The following is a 17,828-nucleotide window of genomic DNA, read 5'->3' on the forward strand; positions in this document are numbered from 1 at the left end:
ACTAGTCGTCCTTCTCTGTCGTGCGGATCTGCATCGTGCTCTCGGTCGCCGGCGGGCCGGCGGCGGAGCTCCCGCCCCGGCCCAGCGTACCGAGGGCCAGGAGGGCGAGGGCCACGAGGATCGCCAGGACCACCGCCATGGCGCGCAGCCAGATGCGGTCGGCGGCCACCTCCGTCCAGGTCGGGACGGTCCAGGAGCGCTGCGCCGCCCGGCGCAGCGCCCGCCGGGTGGCCCCGTGGTCGCCGCCCTCCCGGGCGCCGGTGCGCGTGGGGTCGTGCGTCACCGCGTGGGGGGCCGGGGACCCCAGCGTCCCGACCATGACGAGGTCGTCCGGGTGCGGAGCGGGGGCGTCGAGCCACGTCGCGCGTCGGGCCGCCGACGGCGGGGTGAGGGTCGCGGTGCGCGAGGCGCCGGGCGGGGCGACGGTGCGGACCGCCGTCGGGGGCGCGGGCGGGCCGGAAGACGGCGCCGACGGCGCGGGTGGGCCGGAAGACGGCGCCGACGGCGCGGGTGGGCCTGCGAAGGGCGGCGGCGGGGGCGGGGGTGGCAGGGCGCGCCGGGGGTCCCCGCCGCGCAGCGCGTCCGACGGCTCCGGCGGAGCCCCACTGGTGTGGCCGCTCGGGGTGAGCGGCGACCGGTCAGGGGCTCGGTGGAGCTCGCGCCGCCGGGGCAGGGGGTCGCCCGGTGCCCGGGCTCCGGGTTCGGCCAGGGGCATGGCGCCGGTCGGCGGGGCGAGTAGGGACCGCCGGACCCGGTCGACGACCGGCTCGCGCCGGGTGCGCCGGGTGGGTGCGGCGCCCAGGTCGGCGGCCACGGTCTCCAGGGCGCGGGCGCACGCCAGCGCCGACGCGGGTCGGGCGGCGGGGTCCTTGGCGAGCATCTGCTCCACGACCGCCCGCAGCGGGGCGGGCACCGTGCCGGGCAGCGGTGGGAGGGGGGTGTTGACGTGGGCGAAGGCGATGTCGACCTGCGTCTCGCCGGTGAAGGGCCGGTGCCCGGCGAGGCACTCGTAGGCGAGGACGCCGAGCGCGTAGACGTCCCCGGCCGCCGTCGCCGGCTTGCCCATGGCCTGCTCGGGCGGGAGGTACTGGGCGGTGCCCATGACCATGCCGGCGGAGGTCATCGGCGCCTGGTTGGCGGCGAGGGAGATGCCGAAGTCGGTGAGCTTGACCTGTCCGCTGGCCCCGATGAGGACGTTGGCGGGCTTGACGTCGCGGTGGACGACGCCGGCGGTGTGCGCCGCGTGCAGCCCCCGGCAGGCCTGGACGAGGATCGGCACGAGGTCGGCCGGGGCGATCCTCCGCTCGCGCTCGAGCAGGTCGGCGAGGGTCTCGCCCCGGACGAGCTCCATGACGAGGTAGCCCGAGCCCTCCTGCTCGCCGTGGTCGAGCAGCATCGCGAGGTTCTCGTGGCGCAGCCCCGCCGTGTTGCGCGCCTCGGCCCGCAGCCGGGAGAGGAAGAGCTCGTCGCCGGCCAGCTCGGCGCGCATGACCTTGGCCGCGACCGTGCGGCCGAGGCGCCGGTCGGTGGCCTCCCACACCTCGCCCATGCCCCCGACGGCGATCCGGGTTGTCAGCTCGTACCGGGCGCCCAGGACCAGCCCGGCCTCGGGCCTCACCGGAGCACCGCCTGCATGACCTCGCGCGCGATCGGACCGGCGTTCGTGCCGCCGTCGCCGCCGTTCTCCACGACGACGGCGACCGCCACCTGCGGGTCCTGCGCGGGGGCGAAGCCGATGAACCACGCGTGGGGGTCGACGCCCTCGGCGTTCTCGGCGGTGCCGGTCTTGCCGGCCACCTCGACCCCCGGGATCTGTGCGGGTCCGCCGGTGCCGTCGGCGACGACCTCGACCATCATCTGGGTCAGCGCCTCGGCGGTCCCGGCCGAGACCGACTCGCGCAGGTCGGTGGGCTCGGTCGTCGAGGCCACCTCGAGGTCGGCCGTGAGCTCGCGCGCGACGAGGTAGGGCTGCATCTGGATGCCGTCGTTGGCGACGGCCGCCGCGACCATCGCCATCTGCAGCGGGGTCACCCGGACGCTCGCCTCGCCGATACCGGACATCGCGAGCTCGGCCTGGCTCTCCGTCTCGGGGTAGCGCGAGGGCGTCACCTCGAGCGGCACGGCGAGCTCGGCGCCGAAGCCGAAGGCCTCCGCCTGCGCGCGCAGGTCCTCCTCGCCCAGGTCCATCGCGGCGAGGGCGAAGGGGGTGTTGCAGGACTGCCGGAAGGCGGCCACCAGCGTCACCTCGCCCGAGCCGTCGCCGCACGCCCGCTGCCCGGGGTTGCGCAGCACCGCCGTCGACTGGGGCAGCTCGAGCTCGGTGGGTGCCTCGACCATGGTCTCGGGGGTGGCGCCCGCCTCGAGCATCGCCGCGGCGGTGATCACCTTGAAGCTCGACCCGGGGGCGTACTGGTCGCCCGCGATGGCGCGGTTGACGAGCGGCTGGGCGGGGTCGGCGCTGAGCTCGGCGAACGCCGCCTCGGCCTCGGTGCGGGAGCGGGTCGCCAGGGCGTTGGGGTCGAAGCTCGGCGTGGAGACCATCGCCAGGATCGCGCCGGTGGCCGGGTCCAGGGCGACGACCGCGCCCTCCCGGTTGCCGAGGGCGGCGATGGCGGCCTGCTGCGCGGCGGGGTCGAGTGTGAGCTCGACGGCGCCGCCCTGCGGCTGGTCTCCGGTGAAGAGGGACTGGATGCGCTCGAGGAGCAGCGAGCTGGAGGTGCCGTTGAGGACGTCGTTCGCGGCGAGCTCGAGACCGGTGATGGCGTTGAAGACCGTGGAGAAGTACCCGGTGACGTGGGCGTACGGCGCACCCGGGTCGTACGAGCGCTGGAAGCCGTAGACGTCGTCGACCGGCGTCGAGGTGGCCACCGGCGTGCCGGCGACGACGATCGGTCCACGGTCCCGGCCGAACTCGCGGTACACGGTGCGCACGTTGCGCCCGTCGGCGTTGAGGTCGGGCGCCTGGAAGAACTGCACCGAGGTCACCGAGACGAACAGCGCGAGGAACATCACGGCGACGACCCCGGCGAGGCGGCGGATCTGGTCGTTCACCGGCGCACCACCTCGGTCGCCTGACCGTCGTCGGGCGGGGCCTGACGAGCACCGGGTACCTGGCCCGCGCCCGGCGCCCGGGCCGACCCGCCGGTCCTCTTCGGTCCCCCGACGGGGATGACCTCGCCCTCGCCCGCGGGCACGGCCGGCAGGGGCGGGGCGGGGCGGCGGGCGCCGTCGGAGATGCGCAGCAGCAGCGCGAGGATGATCCAGTTCGACACCAGCGAGGAGCCGCCGAGCGCCAGGAAGGGCATCGTGAGGCCGGTGAGGGGGATGAGGCGGGTGATCCCGCCGACGACGACGAACGCCTGGAACGCGAGGACGAAGGCGAGTCCGGAGCCCAGGAGCTTGCCGAAGCCGTCGCGCACCCCGATGGCGGCGCGCATGCCCCGCTGCGCCAGGAGGAGGTACATGAGGAGGATCGCGAGCAGGCCCGTCAGGCCCAGCTCCTCCCCGAGGGAGGCGACGATGAAGTCGGAGTTCGCGAACGGCACGAGCTGCGGCTCGCCCTCGCCCCAGCCCGTGCCCATGAGCCCGCCCGAGGCCATGCCGAACAGGCCCTGGACCAGCTGGCCCGAGCCGCCGGGGTCGCGGTTGTAGAACTCGGGCTCGAGCGCGTGGAGCCAGACGTCGACGCGGGCCCCGACGTGGGGGAACAGGGCCGCGGCCGCCGCGGCGCCGCCGGCGAAGAGGAGCAGGCCGATGAGGACCCAGCTCAGCCGCTCCGTGGCCACGTACAGCATGGCCACGAACAGGCCGAAGAACAGCAGCGAGGTGCCCAGGTCGCGCTCGAGCACGAGCACGACGAGCGAGACGCCCCAGGCCAGGAGGATGGGTCCGAGGTCGCGGGGCCGGGGCAGCTGCAGACCCAGGAGCTTCGGGCCCGCCAGGGCGAGGTTGTCCCGGTTGGAGACGAGGTACCCGGCGAAGAAGACCGCCAGGACGATCTTGGCGAGCTCGGCGGGCTGGAAGGACATGCCGAGGAGCCGGATCCAGATGCGTGCGCCGTTGATGTTGACCCCGAGCCCCGGCAGCATCGGCAGCAGCAGGAGCACCAGACCGACGACCATCGCCGTGTACGTGTAGCGGCGAAGCTGCCGGTGGTCGCGCAGGAACCACAGGACCGCCATCGCGGCGGTGGCCCCCACGAGCGTCCACAGCATCTGCCGGCTCGCGTTGCCGCCGTCGCCGAGGGCCAGGTCGATCCGGTAGATCATCGACAGCCCGATGCCGTTGAGGGCGACGACGATCGGCAGGAGGACCGGGTCGGCGTAGGGGGCGCGCCAGCGCACCACGAGGTGCGCGACGATGGCCAGCCCCGCCAGTCCACCGCCGCGGGTGAGCAGGTCCGGGGGCAGCGTCCCCGTGACGGCGAGGGCGACCTGGGCGTAGGCGCCGAGCCCGACGAGCAGCGCGAGGACGAGCAGCCCGAGCTCCGCACCTCGTCCGGTGCGGGCCCGCTGCTCGGTGACGATCGCCATCAGCCCGCCCCGGTGGTCGCGGACTCGCTCGGGCCCGGTTCCTCGGTCGCGTCAGGCTCCGCCGTCGCGCTGGGTTCCGGTCGTCGGGTCGGTTCCTCGACGACGCTCGAGCGCAGGTTCTCCACGACGGTCTCGGCGCCGGCGAGGGAGTCACGGGTGATGGGGCTGTCGAGGCGGTCCTGCGCCACCTGGGTGAGGTCGTCGACCCGCAGGTCGGTGCGCTCGTGGAGGGTCGCCAGGCGCAGGGACCCCAGCTCCTGCGGGATTCCGCGGTAGATCGCCACGTACTGACCCGACGGGGCGACGAAGTACTGGGTCTGGGTCCAGGACCACGCGGCCCAGAGGCCGCCGGCCACGGCGGCGAGGACGAGCAGGGTCGCCACGAGGACGCCGACCCAGCGCCGGCGGGCCGGCTGGTCGTCGTCGTCAGCCTCGGCGGCGTCGGGCGACGCGGCGCGCACGAGCGCGGCGGCGCGGGCGGCGGGACCGTCCCCGCCCCGCGTGGCGCGGCGCCGGTCGGCCGCGGCGGAGCCGACCACCTGCGGCGTGGTGTCCACGCTCTGGCCGGTGGGCAGCACGTCGGCGATGACGACCGTGACGTTGTCCGGGCCGCCCGCGCGCAGCGCGAGGGCGACGAGCTCGTCGGCGCAGGTGCCCGGGTCCTCGACCGCGGCGAGGGTGTCGGCGATGGTCTCGTTGGAGACGACGCCGAAGAGGCCGTCGGAGGCGAGCAGCCAGCGGTCCCCGGCGCGGGTCTCGCGCAGCGACTCGTCGAGCTCGACCTCGCCGTCGTTGTCCCCGAGCGCCCGCAGGATGACGTTGCGCTGCGGGTGGCGCTCCGCCTGCTCGGGGGTGAGGCGACCGGTCGAGACCAGGTACTGGACGAAGGTGTGGTCGGTGGTGACCTGCGTGAGGGTCCCGTCGCGCAGCAGGTAGGCGCGCGAGTCGCCGATGTGGACCATCGCGAGCTTGTTGCCCGAGCGCAGGATCGCCGTGCAGGTCGTGCCGAGGCCGGCGAGGTCCTCGTCGGCGTCCGAGCGCTCGACGAGCTCGGCATGGGCCGAGGCCACCGCCCCGCGCAGCAGGTCAAGGAGGTCGTCGGCGCCGTGGGCGTCGTCGAGCACGGCGAGGTGCGCCACCGCGACCGAGGAGGCGACGTCCCCGCCGGCCGGTCCGCCCATGCCGTCGGCGAGGACGAGGAGGTGGGGTCCGGCGTAGCCGGAGTCCTGGTTGGACGCGCGGACGAGGCCGACGTCGGACCGGGCGGCGAAGCGCATCTGCAGGCTCATGGCGGGGCTCACCGGCGCAGCTCGACGAGGGTCTGCCCGATGCGGACCGGGGTGCCGACGGGCAACGGGACGGGCTGGTCGAGGCGCTCGCCGTTGACGTACGTCCCGTTGGTCGAGCGCAGGTCCTCCACCCACCAGCCGTCGTCCTTGGGGAAGAAGCGGGCGTGGCGGTTGGAGGAGTAGTCGTCGTCGAGCACGAGCGTGCAGGCCGCGGCCCGGCCGACGAGGATCGACGAGGCGCCCAGCGGGATGGTCGTGCCGGCGAGGGGGCCCTGGGTGACCACGAGCCGGCTCGGGCCGTTGCGGGCCGCGGGTCGGGCGGGCCGGGGCGACTGGCGGCGCGGGCCGCGGCCGGGACCGCGCGGCGTGACCTTGGTGCCGAAGATGTCGTTGCGCAGCACGACCAGGGCCGCCACGACGAAGAGCCACAGGACCAGCAGGTAGCCCACGCGCAGCAGGGTGACGACGAGCTCGCTCATGCGGCGGGGCTCACCGGGCGTCGTCGGCGTCGTCGGCGCCGGTCCAGAACATGATCCGGGTGCGGCCGATCGTGATCGTGTTGCCGTCCACGAGGGTGGCCGCGTCGATGCGGTGGCCCTCGACGAAGGTGCCGTTGGTCGAGCCCAGGTCGGTGGCGATGACGCCACCGGGGGTCACCCGGATCTCGAGGTGGCGCCGGGAGACGCCGGAGTCGTCGACGATGATGTCCGCCTCGCTGCCCCGGCCGACGACCGTGACCGGCCCGGTGAGGAGGTAGCGCTGGCCGTCGATGTCGACGATGGGGTGGCGCGCGCTCGGCGCGGTCGTCGTCGCGGGGGCGACCGCGCCGCGCCGGGTGGCCGACCGCACCGTGAAGCGGCCGGTCGTCAGAGCCTCGTCCTGCTCGAACGCGACCTCCACCGGTCCGACGAAGGAGTACCGCTGGGACTGGGCGTGCTCGGTGGCCGCGCCGGCCATCTCGTCCGCCAGGGCGTCGGCGCCCCACTGGTCGATCTGCTCGAGGTCGGAGGGGGCGAGCTGGACGACGAAGTCGTTGGGCACGACCGTGCGCTCGCGCGAGACCGCGGCCGCGCGCTCGTCCATCTCGCGGCGGATCGCCGAGGCGAGCTCCACAGGCTTGACCTCGCTGCGGAACGCCTTGGCGAAGGCGGTGGAGACGACGTGCTCGACGCCCTTCTCGAAGCGGTCCAGCAGACCCATGGCACCGCTCCTTCCCGCTGTCGGTCGTCCCGCCGGCCGGGCGTCCCGGACGGACGTCTCGGCACCGGCACAGGTCCGGCTCGTCGATCGTAACGAGAAGCCCCCGGATTTCGCGCACCGTGGGGTCCCGGCGCGGCACCGCGGGTGCCCGGTCGCGTCGACGACCGGCCGGCGACGGGCGGCCGCGCCACGCCGGCGGCGCCACGGTCTCGCTGCGGCGGGTCGACGGCGTGTCCGGGATCACGTCACTGCCCGCCGTCCGCGCGTCGGGCGGCAGCGGGCCCCGTGCTAGTGTTTCCACCGCTGTTCACAGCGCGCGCGAGTGGCGGAATAGGCAGACGCGCACGGTTCAGGTCCGTGTGCCCGAAAGGGCGTGGGGGTTCAACTCCCCCCTCGCGCACAGCAGCAGGCGGCGGGATCCCCAGGGAAACCGGGGGCCCGCCGCCTTCTTTGTGCCCGGTTGTGCAATCTGTTGTGCAAACTCTGTACGGGCCATCTCCGACGGCGGGGGCTCGCGAACGGCCAGACCGCACAAAGGCCGTCATGGACAACGCGGTCATGCGGAACGCACGCGCCTTCACCGGAGCATGCCGCGGGCGTCAGGCTCGAGCAGGGGAGCGGGTGCTAGGTAGCCAGCCAGCCCTATCCCTGTAAGAGCAGGCCGAAGGCCGCGGACGTGACGGGCCAGCGCGGGCCTCCCGTGCTGCATGTCGAGAATCGGCAACCCAGAATCGCGCCCCGTGTTCATCGAAGCAGCTGCCCTCCCCCATTTCGGCTATCCCCGTTTCGGCTCGGAAAGCTGCGGAAACTGAAAGAATGCGTTCCAGTAAAGACGCCAGCCGCAAATCGGACATTCCGACGAGGGAGTTCTTCGTGACGCAGTACCCGCAGCAGCCCGGTCAGCCGTGGGGTCAGCACCCCGCCGAACAGCAGCCCTCGGGCCAGTACCCGGCGCAGCCGCAGCCTCCCATGCCGCCCCCCGCAAAGCTGGCTCGGCCGTGGTTCAAGAAGAAGCGGTTCGTCATCCCCGCGGGTGTGACGGCCCTGTTCATCGCCATCGGGATCGGCACCGCCGGCGCTGAGGACGGCCCGGCTACGCCGAGCGCCAGTGAGACGACGGCGGTCGCTGAGGCGACGCTGGACGCCGCTGCCGAAGCGAGCGCTGCTGCTGCCGAGGAGGCCGAGCAGGCTGCCGCGGAAGAGGCAGCGTCGCAGGAGGCCGCTGAGGAAGCTGAGCGTCAGGCCGCCGAGGATGAGGCGGAGCGTGTCGCCGCCGAGGAGGCTGCTGCGGAGGAGGCCGAGCGTCAGGCCGCCGAGGATGAGGCGGCGAAGAAGGCCGAGGAGGAGGCCGCGGCCGCCGCCGGGACCGTCTCGCAGCAGAACGCGCAGCGGTCCGCCGAGAGCTACCTGGAGTACTCCGGCTTCTCCCGCTCCGGCCTGATCGGTCAGCTCGAGTACGAGGGCTTCTCGACTGCGGACGCGACGTGGGCCGTCGACAACATGACGGTCGACTGGCGGGCTGAGGCGGTGGAGTCCGCCGAGGGCTACCTGGAGTACTCCGGCTTCTCGCGCACCGGCCTGATCGGCCAGCTCGAGTACGAGGGCTTCTCGACCGAGGACGCCAGCTGGGCCGTCGACAACATCACCGTCGACTGGAACGCGGAGGCAGCCGAGTCCGCGCAGGGCTACCTGGATTACTCCGCCTTCTCGCGCAGCGGGCTGGTCGAGCAGCTGCTCTACGAGGGCTTCACCCCGGAGCAGGCCGAGTACGGCGTCAGCCAGACCGGCCTGTAGGCGCACCCGGAACGACAACCGGCTTGACCTTGGCCGGCAGGTCGACCGGGAACTCCACGGACGACGGTGCCCTCGGCGGCGAACTGGGACGGTCGATGGCTGACTGCGGCGGAGCGCCGCGCCCTGGTCGACCGTGAGCTCGTCCACGTCGCCGAGGCCGCAGTCACCGCCTGACCGTCCGCGCAGGCCGAGCCGCCAAGTCTGCGTCGCGTGCGTGGACAGGGCCGCGCCGAGCAGACGGAGGTCGGAGTCGTCGAGCACGACCTGCCGATCGTCGGCTGGCACCCGCTCGCCACGGACCCGGCCGAGGACGATCCCCCGCCCCGACGGGCGAATCCCCGGTGCCGCGCGGTGCGCCGGTGCGATCCTGGGCGTGCTCGCACCGCCCCGGCAGCCGACCGCACCACGAGGAGGAAGCCATGAGGGAAGAGTCGCACCTGCGCACGCTCGCCGAGACGCTGCGCGACGCGCCGACGGTCCGGCGGGCGTTCGGCGAGGCGTACGAGTCCGACGGCGCGACGGTCATCCCGGTCGCCACGGTGCTCGGCGCAGGTGGCCTCGGGTACGGCTCCGAGGGTCCTGACTCGGCTCCGGCGGCCGCCGGCGAGGGTGGGGGTGGCGGCCACGCCCTGCGTGTCCGACCGCTCGGGGTCTACGTGATCCGCGGCGGTGAGGTCACGTGGCAGCCCGTCACGGACCCGAGCGTGGTCATCCTCGGCGGCCAGGTCGTCGGTGCGCTGGCGCTCCTGGTGCTGGCCCGCGCGCTCCGCCGTCGCTGACGGCGAGCCCCATCGTTCGACCGCGCAGTTCCGACGGCGCGGCTCCATCGCTCGACGTCGGTGCTGCCGACGAGGACGTACCGGTGCGCTCGCTCGGAACACCTCTCCGTGCTGTGCATCGGTGCAGGTCAGGACCGCTGCCTCCGATAGCGTGAGCGCTACCCGATCCCTGAAACCGAAGGAAGCTTCGTGGACGTCCTCCTCGGCTCCATCCCCCTGCTCGCCGTGCTCGTCCTGGTGGCGATCGTCGTCTTCGTCGTGGTCAGGAAGTCGATCCGCACCGTCGACCTCAACGAGGCCCTCGTCATCGTCGGCCGCAACGCCAAGGAGGGGCCGACCGGCAGCCTCGACGCCGTCCCGCCGGCCGGGACACCCACGGACGGGAAGGGCCCGCGCGTCGTGATCGGCGGCCGCGCGTACGTCAAGCCGTTCGTCGAGTCCGCCACGAAGATCTCGCTCGAGCAGCGCCAGCTCTCCCTCACGGTCGAGGGCGTGGACAAGAACTTCATCGCCGTCTCGGTCAAGGCCTCGGTGCTCTTCAAGGTCCGCGGCGACGTCGACGGCGTCCGACGCGCGGCCCAGCGGTTCACCAGCCAGCAGGCCAAGCTCGAGGGCCCGCTCCAGCAGTCGCTCGAGGGCGCCCTACGGCCGGTCCTCGGCTCGATGACGGTCGAGCAGATCATCTCCGACCGCCAGGCGCTGCAGGACCGGGTGTTCGAGTCGATCAAGCCGGACCTGTACCAGCAGGGCTTCCACATCGACCTGGTGAACCTCTCCGACATCTCCACCCCGGCGTCGGACTACCTCGCCAACCTCGGCCGGGCGCAGGCCGCGACGGCGCGTCAGGAGGCCGAGGTCAAGGAGGCCGAGGCGCGCCTGGTCTCGGAGACGGCCCAGATCGCCGCGCAGGAGCAGATCGCCGAGCGCCAGCGCGACCTCGCCCTCAAGCAGGCCACCATCAAGGCCCAGACCGACCGGGCCGCCGCCGAGGCGGACGCGGCCGGCCAGCTCGCCCGCGCCGAGCAGGAACGGGTCGTGGCGGCGCAGGAGCGTGAGGCCCTGCAGGAGAAGGCCCGGGTGGCCGAGCAGCAGCTCGACATCGACGTGCGTAAGCCCGCCGACGCCGCCGCGTACGCCGCGGCCAAGCAGGCCGAGGGTGAGCGGGATGCCCGAAAGGCCGAGACCGACGCGGCCGCCTACGAGCGCCAGGCGCTCGCCCAGGCCGAGCTCTCCGCCCAGCGGAACGAGGCCGAGGCGATCAAGGCCCGCGGTGAGGCCGACGCCGAGTCGATCAGGGCGCGCGGCCTCGCCGAGGCGGCCGCGACCGAGGCGCAGGCGAAGGCCCTGGCCGAGCAGGGCTCGGCGGTCATCGCGCAGCAGGTCGTCGCGCGGCTGCCCGAGATCATCCGCGCCGCCGCGGAGCCGGTCGGTCAGATCGACAACCTCACCGTCGTCGGGACCGACGGCGCGGGCGCTGTGACGAAGATCGCCGGCCAGGTCCTGGGGGAGGGACAGCAGGTGGTCAAGGCACTCTCCGGCATCGACCTCGCCCAGGTCGTCGCCTCGCTCGGCGCCTCGCCGGCCCCGGCGGTCAACGGTGCCGCCGCGGCGGCGACCAGCTCGGCCTCTTCGGATCACTGACGCCCGCGGGCCGGCACCCATCAGGTGCCGGCCCGCGGTGGTCGCTGAACAGAGGGCGCCTAGGGGCGCTGGACCACCAGTGCCCCGGCGCCGGTGGCGTGCTTGCCGTGCCACTTCACGTCGGCGTAGTCGGTGAGCACGTCGTAGTCGTACTCCTCGGCCGGGTCCCAGCGGACGTCGGTCGAGAACCCTGTCAGCGCCCAGTCCGGCGCCGCGGTGCCCTCCGCCTGCGCCTCGGCGACCGCAGCGAGCCGGTTGGTCTCGTAGTCGGCCGCGGCGAGCGCCTCGACGTCGACGGGCCGGGCGTTGAACCACGAGCCGGAGTCCGCGAACTCGGTGGCGTTCCAGTGCTCGACGACGATGGTCTCGTCGGCACCGGGGCCGGTGTACTCGAAGGCGTTCGCCTCGGAGACCACGCTGGAGTCGTACCCCAGACCCAGGAAGTACCCGTGCCCGCCGTTGGCGCCGGAGAGGACGGGCCAGACCGGGTCCTCGGCGCGCGCGACGTAGTAGTTGTTGAGGACGTGAACATCGCCGAAGCGCACCCGCGGCGAGCGCTGCGAGGTGCCCTCGAAGTAGTTCCCAGCGATGGTGACACGCAGTCGTCCGGCGTCGGTGTCCGCGTTCCCGTCACCGGAGCCGAGCAGCATGGTCTTGTCATGCCCGACGAACCGGCTGTTGGTGATCGTGACGAAGTCGGTGCCGTCCTTCATGTCGAACAGACCGTCGTGGCGGTTGGCGGGCTTGCCGTTGGGACCCAGCGGTGCGGCGCTGTCGGGGTACGCCCCGTCGGTGAAGGTGACGTGGTCGACCCAGATGTTGTTCGCGGTCACCGACGACATCGCGTCGAACCGCGCGTTCCACGATCCGTCCGCGCCGTCCCACGGGTCCCACGAGGAGAACCAGTCCACCGGTGCCTCGACGGTGAGGTTGCGGATCACGATGTCGCTGTCCACGTGCAGCATGATGTTCGTCGCGCGGAACCCGGCGTCGTCACCGAGGCCGAGCAGGGTCGTGTTGCTGGGGATCTTGATCTCCTGCTGCCGCTTGAGGTTGTTGCTGCCCGTCTGGCGCAGTCGGCGCATCTGCCCGCAGTAGTCGTGCGTCTGGTCGCTCCAGCCGTCGGCGGTGAAGCAGGAGAGGTACTTCTCGATGTTGTACCCCGGGGCGTAGTCCTGCTCGCCGAGCAGGCGGCCGTCGGGCGCCTCGTTGCCGTGGATCGTGCCCTGGACATAGATGATCTTGGGCTCGTCCGGAGCGCCGGCGTTGTCGAGGGCGGCCACCAGCTCGGCGCGGTCGGAAACGACGTAGACGTTCTCCGCAGGGGCCCCGGCGCCACCGTCCGTCCCTCCGTTCGCGGTCGCCCACCCCACAGTGGCCCCCTCGTGCGGGTCGGCGGTGGGCGTGTGGCTGCCGACGCCGACCGCGGGCGGGGCGGTCGTCAGCGCCACGGCGGCGGCAAGTGCGCCGGCGGCAAGCCGGCTCTTCGTGTGCTGTCGGTGCATGAGGTGACTCCGTTGTCAGGCGGTTGGGTCGCACGTGGAGAGCCTCGCGGTGTAAGCGCTTTCATGCCCCCATAAGTGGCCATAATTCTGGAGCGGCATCCAGGTGTCAAGGATTCGTCGGAGCAGAACCGGGACCTATGGGTGCGGTACGGGCGGCTGTAGGTCCCGGCACCGCCGGGACCTCGGTCCTGACTCTGCCCGGTTTGTCGCTTCTACGTTTATCCCGACAAGAAGCCCGAGCCCCCCACACCGGCCCGGAGCACATGGAGCGGGACGCCGGATCGGTGGCCCGCACGAAGACGGGAAATCGAATCATGAGCAAGTCCGCTACCAAGATCGCTGGGATCGTCTCGATCATCGCGGGGATCCTGTTCATCGTCGCTGGTGGGGTCACCTGGGGCATTGTGAGCAGCCAGCTCGCCGCGGAGAACATCACCGTGCCGGAGGACTCCTCGATGCTGCCGGGTGACAAGGTCGATGGTCCGTTCTCGGCGTACGCGCAGGCGCAGATCATCAACGAGCACGCGCTGGCCGGGACCGAGGGTCGGACGTACGCGGAGCTGGGTGCGGCGATGCGTGAGGTCGAGGAGGGCTCGGAGGAGCACCAGGCGCTGCAGCAGCAGCGGACCTCGGTGATGAACGCCTCGTTCCTGCGGGCGTCGCTGTTCACCTCGGTGGTCTCCTACGGTGTCGCGGCCCTGGTGATGGGTCTGGGTGTGCTGTGGATCCTGGTCGGGTGGGCGCTGACCACGCTGCGGAGCGTCCCGGCCGCGCCGGTGGTGGCGCAGGACCGCACCCCGGTGACCGTCTGACAACCACCACCCGCTCCACCCGCACGACCGCACGACCGCACGACCGCCGGAGCCCCCGGCCCCCGCCACACGGCGAGGGGTCGGGGGCTCCGCCGCGTGCTGTGGTCCTTCGGTCACGAGGCTTCGCCTGCCGAGGCATCGTCGAGCTGGGCGGGCCGCCGTGCTCGTGGCTCCCGCCGGCCATGTCGGCCCGTGACTCAGTACCGGGCGGGGTGAGCCAGCAGCGCCGAACCTCGACCTCACCCCGGAACCCTCGACCTCGACGCGGAGGTGCTGACCGGACCGGGCGCCCTGGCGTGACAAGCGGTGCCCGGCCGTCAAGCGGCGCCCGGGTCGGCAGCTGCCGGGCCGAGTCGGGCGGAACAACGTCGACGACATCAGCCGAACACCCCGTCCTCGACCCCGGCCGGTCGGAGCGTCCTGTCCCACAGACGTTCCCCGCCGCGGACGTCGGCCGGTGCTCGTCTCGCCATGCGGGCACCTGACGCGCCGCCGCTCACGATGCGGGCGCCGGTCGGGCCCTCCCTCGCCGGTTTCGTACGTTCCCTCCACCCATCCAGAGCGGCCGAGAGACCTGGCTCGACGAAGCCGCAGCAACCTCCCCGCCTCGCGGGGGCGGGTGCTCACGCCGGGACCGATGGAGGAGAAGCACCATGCCCGTGACCACCGACCGGCATCTCGACGAACGCGCCGGGCGCCCGACCGACGACCGGCCCCGCATCAAGCACGTCCGGGCCCGCGGCGAGTGGGCGGGGAGCTACACCACCCGCCTGAGCGTGCGTGGGTTCGACTTCGTGGCCGCCGAGCCGCGCTCCTTCGGAGGCGACGACAGCGGTCCGACCCCGATGGAGTACGTGGCCGCGGCCCTCGCCTCGTGCCTGACCGTCGTCGTCGAGGCGGTGGCCAGGGAGCGTGGCCACACCGTGCACGCCCTCCACGTGGAGGCCGACGCCACCCAGGACGTCCGCGGCTTCGCCGGTACCGCGGACGTGCCGCCGTACTTCTCTCACGTCGCGCTCGCGGTGGCCCTACGCACCGACGCCACCGCGTCCGAGGCCGAGGTCCTGCGCCAGGAGGTGCTTCGGCGGTGCCCGGCGTACGGACTCGTCGCCGCGGCGGGCGTGCCGGTCGACGACAAGTGGGACGTCACCACGGAGGCGGCGCGATGACCACCGTCGGCCTCTGGACGGTCGGGCTCGCCCTGGCCTACACCGCCTTCCTCGTCCTCGCCGGTCGGGCCGTCCGCGCGCGGGCGGGCGGCGCGGCCAACTACTTCGTGGGCGGACGGAACTTCCGGCCGATCACCGTGGCGTTCTGCATCACGGGTCTGTTCTCCGGCTCCTCGTTCATCGCCATCCTCGAGCTGTCGTACCGCACCGGCGTCTCCGCCGTCTGGTACGGCGTGGCCGAGATCGTCCAGATCACGCTCATCGCCGCCCTGCTCGTGGTGCCGCTGCGCAAGCGGCTCGTGGTGACCATCACCGGTCTCATCGGCGACCGGTTCGGCCGCGCGGCCCGCGCCGTCGGCGGGGCGATCACCGCCTTCACCTTCCCGATGTGGTCGGTTGCGACCGCGATCGCCTTCGCCACCGCTCTGCACGCGGTGACGGGTCTGAGCATCCACGGCTCGGTCATCGCCACCGCCCTGCTGCTGCTCGCCTTCCTGTGGGGCGGCGGCATGCGATCCGTCGCACTGACCCAGACGGCCAACGTCGCGGTCTTCGTCGCCATGCTCGCCGTCGGTGCGGCCGCCGTCCTGGCCGGACCCGGTCCGGGCACCCTCGCCGGTCTGCCCACGACCCACCCACAGCTGGTGGATCCCGCGGCGGCGGGCGTCACCCTCATCGTGGCGTGGTTCGGCACTTTCGTGGTCAACGTGCTGCTCGCGCAGGCCGCCTTCCAGATGGCGCTGTCCTGCCGGACGCCGGAGGAGGGCCGCAAGGGCCTGGGCTGGGCGGCCGTGATGGCCTTGCCGTTCATCGTCCTGGGCGTCGCGATCGGGGTGGCGGCCGCCGTCGCGGTCCCCGGCGAGAGTCTCGGTCTGCTCGGCGTCACCCGGTTCGTCACCGAGACCCTGCCTGCGCCGCTCGCGGCCGTGTTCTTCCTCGGCCTCTGGGCCTGCGCCATCGGCTGGGGCGGCCCCTGCCAGTTCTCCGGGGCGACGTCGCTGGGCCGCGACGTCGGCGCCGCGCTCAACCCGCGGGCGAGCGAGGCCGACCTCGTGCGCTACACGCGCTGGTCCCTCGTCCTGCTCACCGCGCTCATGGTGGTCTTCGCACTGCTCCGCACCGAGCAGTCGGCCTGGTGGAACGTGCTGGCCTGGACCCTGCGCAACGGGGCCACCCTCGCGCCGGTCGCCGCGGTGCTCTTCTGGCCGGTCGCCACCCGCCGGGCGGCGCTGGCGGCGCTGGTTGCCGGGTTCACGGCCGGCCTGACCTGGTACCACCTCGGCGGCTGGGACCCGGCCGCCTTCCACCTGGGCATCCACCCGGTGTGGGTCGGGATGGGCCTCAACCTCGTCGTGCTCCTCGCCGTGACCCTCGCCCAGGGTGGCTGGGCGCTCCCGGCCGAGGCCGCGCGCCGACGTCGGGGTGCGGCCACGCTCATTGCCGCAGCCGCCCTCCTCGCGGTCACCACGCTGGCCTGGGTGAGTCTGCACCCGCTCGGCCTGACGGGTCTGGCACTGTTCACCACCGTGGTGCTCCTCGCGGCCGGCGTCTTCCAGCTCACCGTGCCCTCGGTCACGGCCCCCTCGCTGCCCGGCACGGCGCGCTCGCTCGACGCCCGGGAGGCCGCCGACGACGCGCTCGACCACGCGGGGCTCGCGCCCCGATGACCGCACCGGCGGCGGCGCGGACGGGGCGGCGCGTGAGCGCAGGCCGGGCGGTGCCCGGCCTGCTCGCCGCCGTCGGGGCGGTGCTCGTGGCGGTGGCGGTCCACCGGGTGGTGCCGCAGCTCCCGGCGCTGACGGTCGCCGTGGTGCTGGGGATCCTCGCGGCCAACCTCCCGCGGAGCGCCCGTCTCGTGGCCGGTCCGCTCGGCCCCGGCCTGACCTTCGCCGGCAAGCGCCTCATGCGCCTCGGCATCGTGCTGCTGGGCCTGCGCCTGAGCCTGGGAGAGGTGGCCGACCTGGGTTGGCGCACCCTCGTCGTCGTGGTCGGCATCGTCCTGATCACCTTCGCCGGAACCCTCCTGGCCGGGCGGTTGCTCGGCCTGCCGAGGCAGGAGAGCCTGCTCGTCGCCACCGGCTTCTCCATCTGCGGGGCCTCCGCCATCGCCGCGATGGGCGCCGTCACGGGGGCGACCCGACGCGCGATGGTCGTTCCCACCGCTCTCGTCACGCTGTGCGGCACCCTGGCCATCGCCGTGCTGCCGCTGCTCCAGGGTCCGCTCGGCCTCGGCCCGGAGGCGTTCGGCCGGTGGGTGGGCGCCAGCGTCCACGACGTCGGTCAGGTCGTGGCCACCGCGGGGACGGCAGGAACGACGGCGCTCGCGGCGGCGGTGGTCGTCAAGCTCACACGCGTGCTCATGCTCGCGCCCATGGTGGCCGGGGTCGCCCTGACGATCCGGGCGCGCCGCGGCCGCGGCGACCGGTCAGGGCCGCCGGTGGTCCCGCTCTTCGTCGCAGGGTTCCTGGGCATGATCGCCCTGCGCAGCACCGGCGCCGTGCCCACGGGCGTGCTCGAGGCCGCCGGGGTCGCGCAGGACCTGCTGCTCACCGCGGCGCTGTTCGGTCTGGGCTGCGCGGTCCGCCTCGGGGAGCTGCGTCGCACCGGTGGGCGCCCGCTGGTCCTCGCGCTGGTGTCGTGGGCGCTGGTGGCGACCGTGTCGCTGGTCGCGCTCGGCCTCAGCTGAGGGCGCGGACCCCGCCGGTGGTGAGGAGCTCGCCGCGGGCGACCGCGAGCTCCAGGGCCGCCGGCGGCAGGCTCGTGCTGGCCTGGAGCAGTGCCGCCGGAACCCCCGCCTCGCGGGCGTACGTCACGGCGAGGTTGCGCCGGACCATCGCCTCCTCGGCCGCCTGCTGGGCGACGTCGAGCTCGCGCTGCGCCTCACGGACCCGCTCGAGCGCCCGGACGGCGCCGGGGTCGTCCGCGGAGCGGCGGTGTCGGAGGTCCTTGGGGCGGGGAGCTGACGGGGTGGGCAGGCTCAAGCGGCACGTCGATTCGTTCGGGGGGTGCGGACGAGAGCCCGCACCACGACGGTAGCCGTGGGTGTCCTGTCGTGGCGAGCTACGCTTCACCGCCGCCGCACGGGTTGTGCACAGCCGTCGTCTGAA

The 17,828-nt window shown here is 73.4% G+C and carries 15 protein-coding genes, 1 tRNA gene and 1 riboswitch; of the genes, 8 read left to right on the top strand and 8 right to left on the bottom strand.

Annotated elements, in window-relative coordinates; genetic code table 11:
• Window position 1: 1 nt before the first annotated feature.
• From AAEM63_RS00120 to AAEM63_RS00145, 6 genes are read right to left on the bottom strand one after another with little or no spacing between them, the layout of a single operon-like run.
• Window positions 2-1,618, bottom strand: coding sequence for a serine/threonine-protein kinase (locus tag AAEM63_RS00120; RefSeq protein ID WP_341359723.1), 1,617 nt, complete (start codon window positions 1,616-1,618; stop codon window positions 2-4).
• On the bottom strand, window positions 1,615-3,051 hold the full coding sequence (locus AAEM63_RS00125) for a penicillin-binding protein 2 (RefSeq protein WP_341359724.1): 1,437 nt from the start codon (window positions 3,049-3,051) through the stop codon (window positions 1,615-1,617). Before AAEM63_RS00125 ends, AAEM63_RS00120 begins: the two co-directional genes overlap by 4 nt.
• The gene (locus AAEM63_RS00130) at window positions 3,048-4,532 is read right to left on the bottom strand and encodes an FtsW/RodA/SpoVE family cell cycle protein (protein ID WP_341359725.1); all 1,485 of its coding nucleotides are present in this window, start codon (window positions 4,530-4,532) and stop codon (window positions 3,048-3,050) included. The genes AAEM63_RS00125 and AAEM63_RS00130 overlap by 4 nt, the downstream gene beginning before the upstream one ends.
• Entirely contained in the window at window positions 4,532-5,821 is a 1,290-nt protein-coding gene (locus tag AAEM63_RS00135; RefSeq protein ID WP_341359726.1) for a PP2C family serine/threonine-protein phosphatase, read from the bottom strand. Before AAEM63_RS00135 ends, AAEM63_RS00130 begins: the two co-directional genes overlap by 1 nt.
• Before the next feature lie 8 nt (window positions 5,822-5,829).
• Window positions 5,830-6,300, bottom strand: coding sequence for an FHA domain-containing protein (locus tag AAEM63_RS00140; RefSeq protein WP_341359727.1), 471 nt, complete (start codon window positions 6,298-6,300; stop codon window positions 5,830-5,832).
• Between the two features lie 10 nt (window positions 6,301-6,310).
• Window positions 6,311-7,021 carry a DUF3662 and FHA domain-containing protein gene (locus AAEM63_RS00145; protein ID WP_123915895.1) on the bottom strand — a complete coding sequence of 237 codons (711 nt, stop codon included), beginning with the start codon at window positions 7,019-7,021 and terminating at the stop codon, window positions 6,311-6,313.
• A 316-nt stretch (window positions 7,022-7,337) separates the two neighbouring features.
• On the opposite strand from AAEM63_RS00145, the gene AAEM63_RS00150 reads away from it, so the two are divergent.
• The 4 genes from AAEM63_RS00150 to AAEM63_RS00165 all read left to right on the top strand — a co-directional run bounded on the left by AAEM63_RS00150 (window position 7,338) and on the right by AAEM63_RS00165 (window position 11,235).
• Window positions 7,338-7,421 (top strand) — tRNA-Leu (locus tag AAEM63_RS00150).
• A 473-nt stretch (window positions 7,422-7,894) separates the two neighbouring features.
• Window positions 7,895-8,815, top strand: coding sequence for an Ltp family lipoprotein (locus AAEM63_RS00155; protein WP_341359728.1), 921 nt, complete (start codon window positions 7,895-7,897; stop codon window positions 8,813-8,815).
• A 419-nt stretch (window positions 8,816-9,234) separates the two neighbouring features.
• Window positions 9,235-9,594: a spore germination protein GerW family protein gene (locus AAEM63_RS00160; protein ID WP_341359729.1), complete on the top strand. Its 360-nt coding sequence runs from the start codon at window positions 9,235-9,237 to the stop codon at window positions 9,592-9,594.
• Between the two features lie 189 nt (window positions 9,595-9,783).
• Window positions 9,784-11,235: an SPFH domain-containing protein gene (locus AAEM63_RS00165; RefSeq protein ID WP_341359730.1), complete on the top strand. Its 1,452-nt coding sequence runs from the start codon at window positions 9,784-9,786 to the stop codon at window positions 11,233-11,235.
• Between the two features lie 59 nt (window positions 11,236-11,294).
• Here AAEM63_RS00165 and AAEM63_RS00170 read toward each other — a convergent pair whose 3' ends face one another.
• On the bottom strand, window positions 11,295-12,740 hold the full coding sequence (locus tag AAEM63_RS00170) for a pectate lyase (RefSeq protein WP_341359731.1): 1,446 nt from the start codon (window positions 12,738-12,740) through the stop codon (window positions 11,295-11,297).
• A gap of 314 nt (window positions 12,741-13,054) precedes the next feature.
• Here AAEM63_RS00170 and AAEM63_RS00175 point away from each other — a divergent pair, with 314 nt between their 5' ends.
• The 4 genes from AAEM63_RS00175 (at window position 13,055) to AAEM63_RS00190 (ending at window position 17,407) form a co-directional block, all read left to right on the top strand.
• Window positions 13,055-13,552 (top strand): aromatic ring-opening dioxygenase LigA, encoded by a 498-nt coding sequence (locus tag AAEM63_RS00175; RefSeq protein WP_341359732.1) that lies wholly within the window; start codon window positions 13,055-13,057, stop codon window positions 13,550-13,552.
• Window positions 13,553-14,101: 549 nt separating this feature from the next.
• A riboswitch (SAM riboswitch) is annotated at window positions 14,102-14,196 on the top strand.
• A 9-nt stretch (window positions 14,197-14,205) separates the two neighbouring features.
• Window positions 14,206-14,721: an OsmC family protein gene (locus AAEM63_RS00180; protein WP_341359733.1), complete on the top strand. Its 516-nt coding sequence runs from the start codon at window positions 14,206-14,208 to the stop codon at window positions 14,719-14,721.
• Entirely contained in the window at window positions 14,718-16,388 is a 1,671-nt protein-coding gene (locus tag AAEM63_RS00185; RefSeq protein WP_341359734.1) for a sodium:solute symporter family protein, read from the top strand. Before AAEM63_RS00180 ends, AAEM63_RS00185 begins: the two co-directional genes overlap by 4 nt.
• Complete coding sequence (locus AAEM63_RS00190) at window positions 16,385-17,407, top strand: putative sulfate exporter family transporter (RefSeq protein WP_341359735.1); 1,023 nt, start codon at window positions 16,385-16,387, stop codon at window positions 17,405-17,407. Before AAEM63_RS00185 ends, AAEM63_RS00190 begins: the two co-directional genes overlap by 4 nt.
• Here AAEM63_RS00190 and AAEM63_RS00195 read toward each other — a convergent pair.
• Complete coding sequence (locus tag AAEM63_RS00195) at window positions 17,400-17,702, bottom strand: hypothetical protein (RefSeq protein ID WP_341359736.1); 303 nt, start codon at window positions 17,700-17,702, stop codon at window positions 17,400-17,402. The two genes, AAEM63_RS00190 and AAEM63_RS00195, sit on opposite strands and share 8 nt — an antisense overlap.
• Between the last annotated feature and the right edge of the window lie 126 nt (window positions 17,703-17,828).

The organism is Georgenia sp. M64 (assembly GCF_038049925.1).
GTDB lineage: Bacteria > Actinomycetota > Actinomycetes > Actinomycetales > Actinomycetaceae > Georgenia.

Bases quoted from the DNA above. Each gene is read 5' to 3' on its own strand.
- AAEM63_RS00160 (WP_341359729.1), top strand. From the start codon at position 9,235: ATGAGGGAAGAGTCGCACCTGCGCACGCTCGCCGAGACGCTGCGCGAC.
- AAEM63_RS00190 (WP_341359735.1), top strand. From the start codon at position 16,385: ATGACCGCACCGGCGGCGGCGCGGACGGGGCGGCGCGTGAGCGCAGGC.
- AAEM63_RS00145 (WP_123915895.1), bottom strand. From the start codon at position 7,021: ATGGGTCTGCTGGACCGCTTCGAGAAGGGCGTCGAGCACGTCGTCTCC.
- AAEM63_RS00185 (WP_341359734.1), top strand. From the start codon at position 14,718: ATGACCACCGTCGGCCTCTGGACGGTCGGGCTCGCCCTGGCCTACACC.
- AAEM63_RS00170 (WP_341359731.1), bottom strand. From the start codon at position 12,740: ATGCACCGACAGCACACGAAGAGCCGGCTTGCCGCCGGCGCACTTGCC.
- AAEM63_RS00135 (WP_341359726.1), bottom strand. From the start codon at position 5,821: ATGAGCCTGCAGATGCGCTTCGCCGCCCGGTCCGACGTCGGCCTCGTC.
- AAEM63_RS00180 (WP_341359733.1), top strand. From the start codon at position 14,206: ATGCCCGTGACCACCGACCGGCATCTCGACGAACGCGCCGGGCGCCCG.
- AAEM63_RS00175 (WP_341359732.1), top strand. From the start codon at position 13,055: ATGAGCAAGTCCGCTACCAAGATCGCTGGGATCGTCTCGATCATCGCG.
- AAEM63_RS00140 (WP_341359727.1), bottom strand. From the start codon at position 6,300: ATGAGCGAGCTCGTCGTCACCCTGCTGCGCGTGGGCTACCTGCTGGTC.
- AAEM63_RS00130 (WP_341359725.1), bottom strand. From the start codon at position 4,532: ATGGCGATCGTCACCGAGCAGCGGGCCCGCACCGGACGAGGTGCGGAG.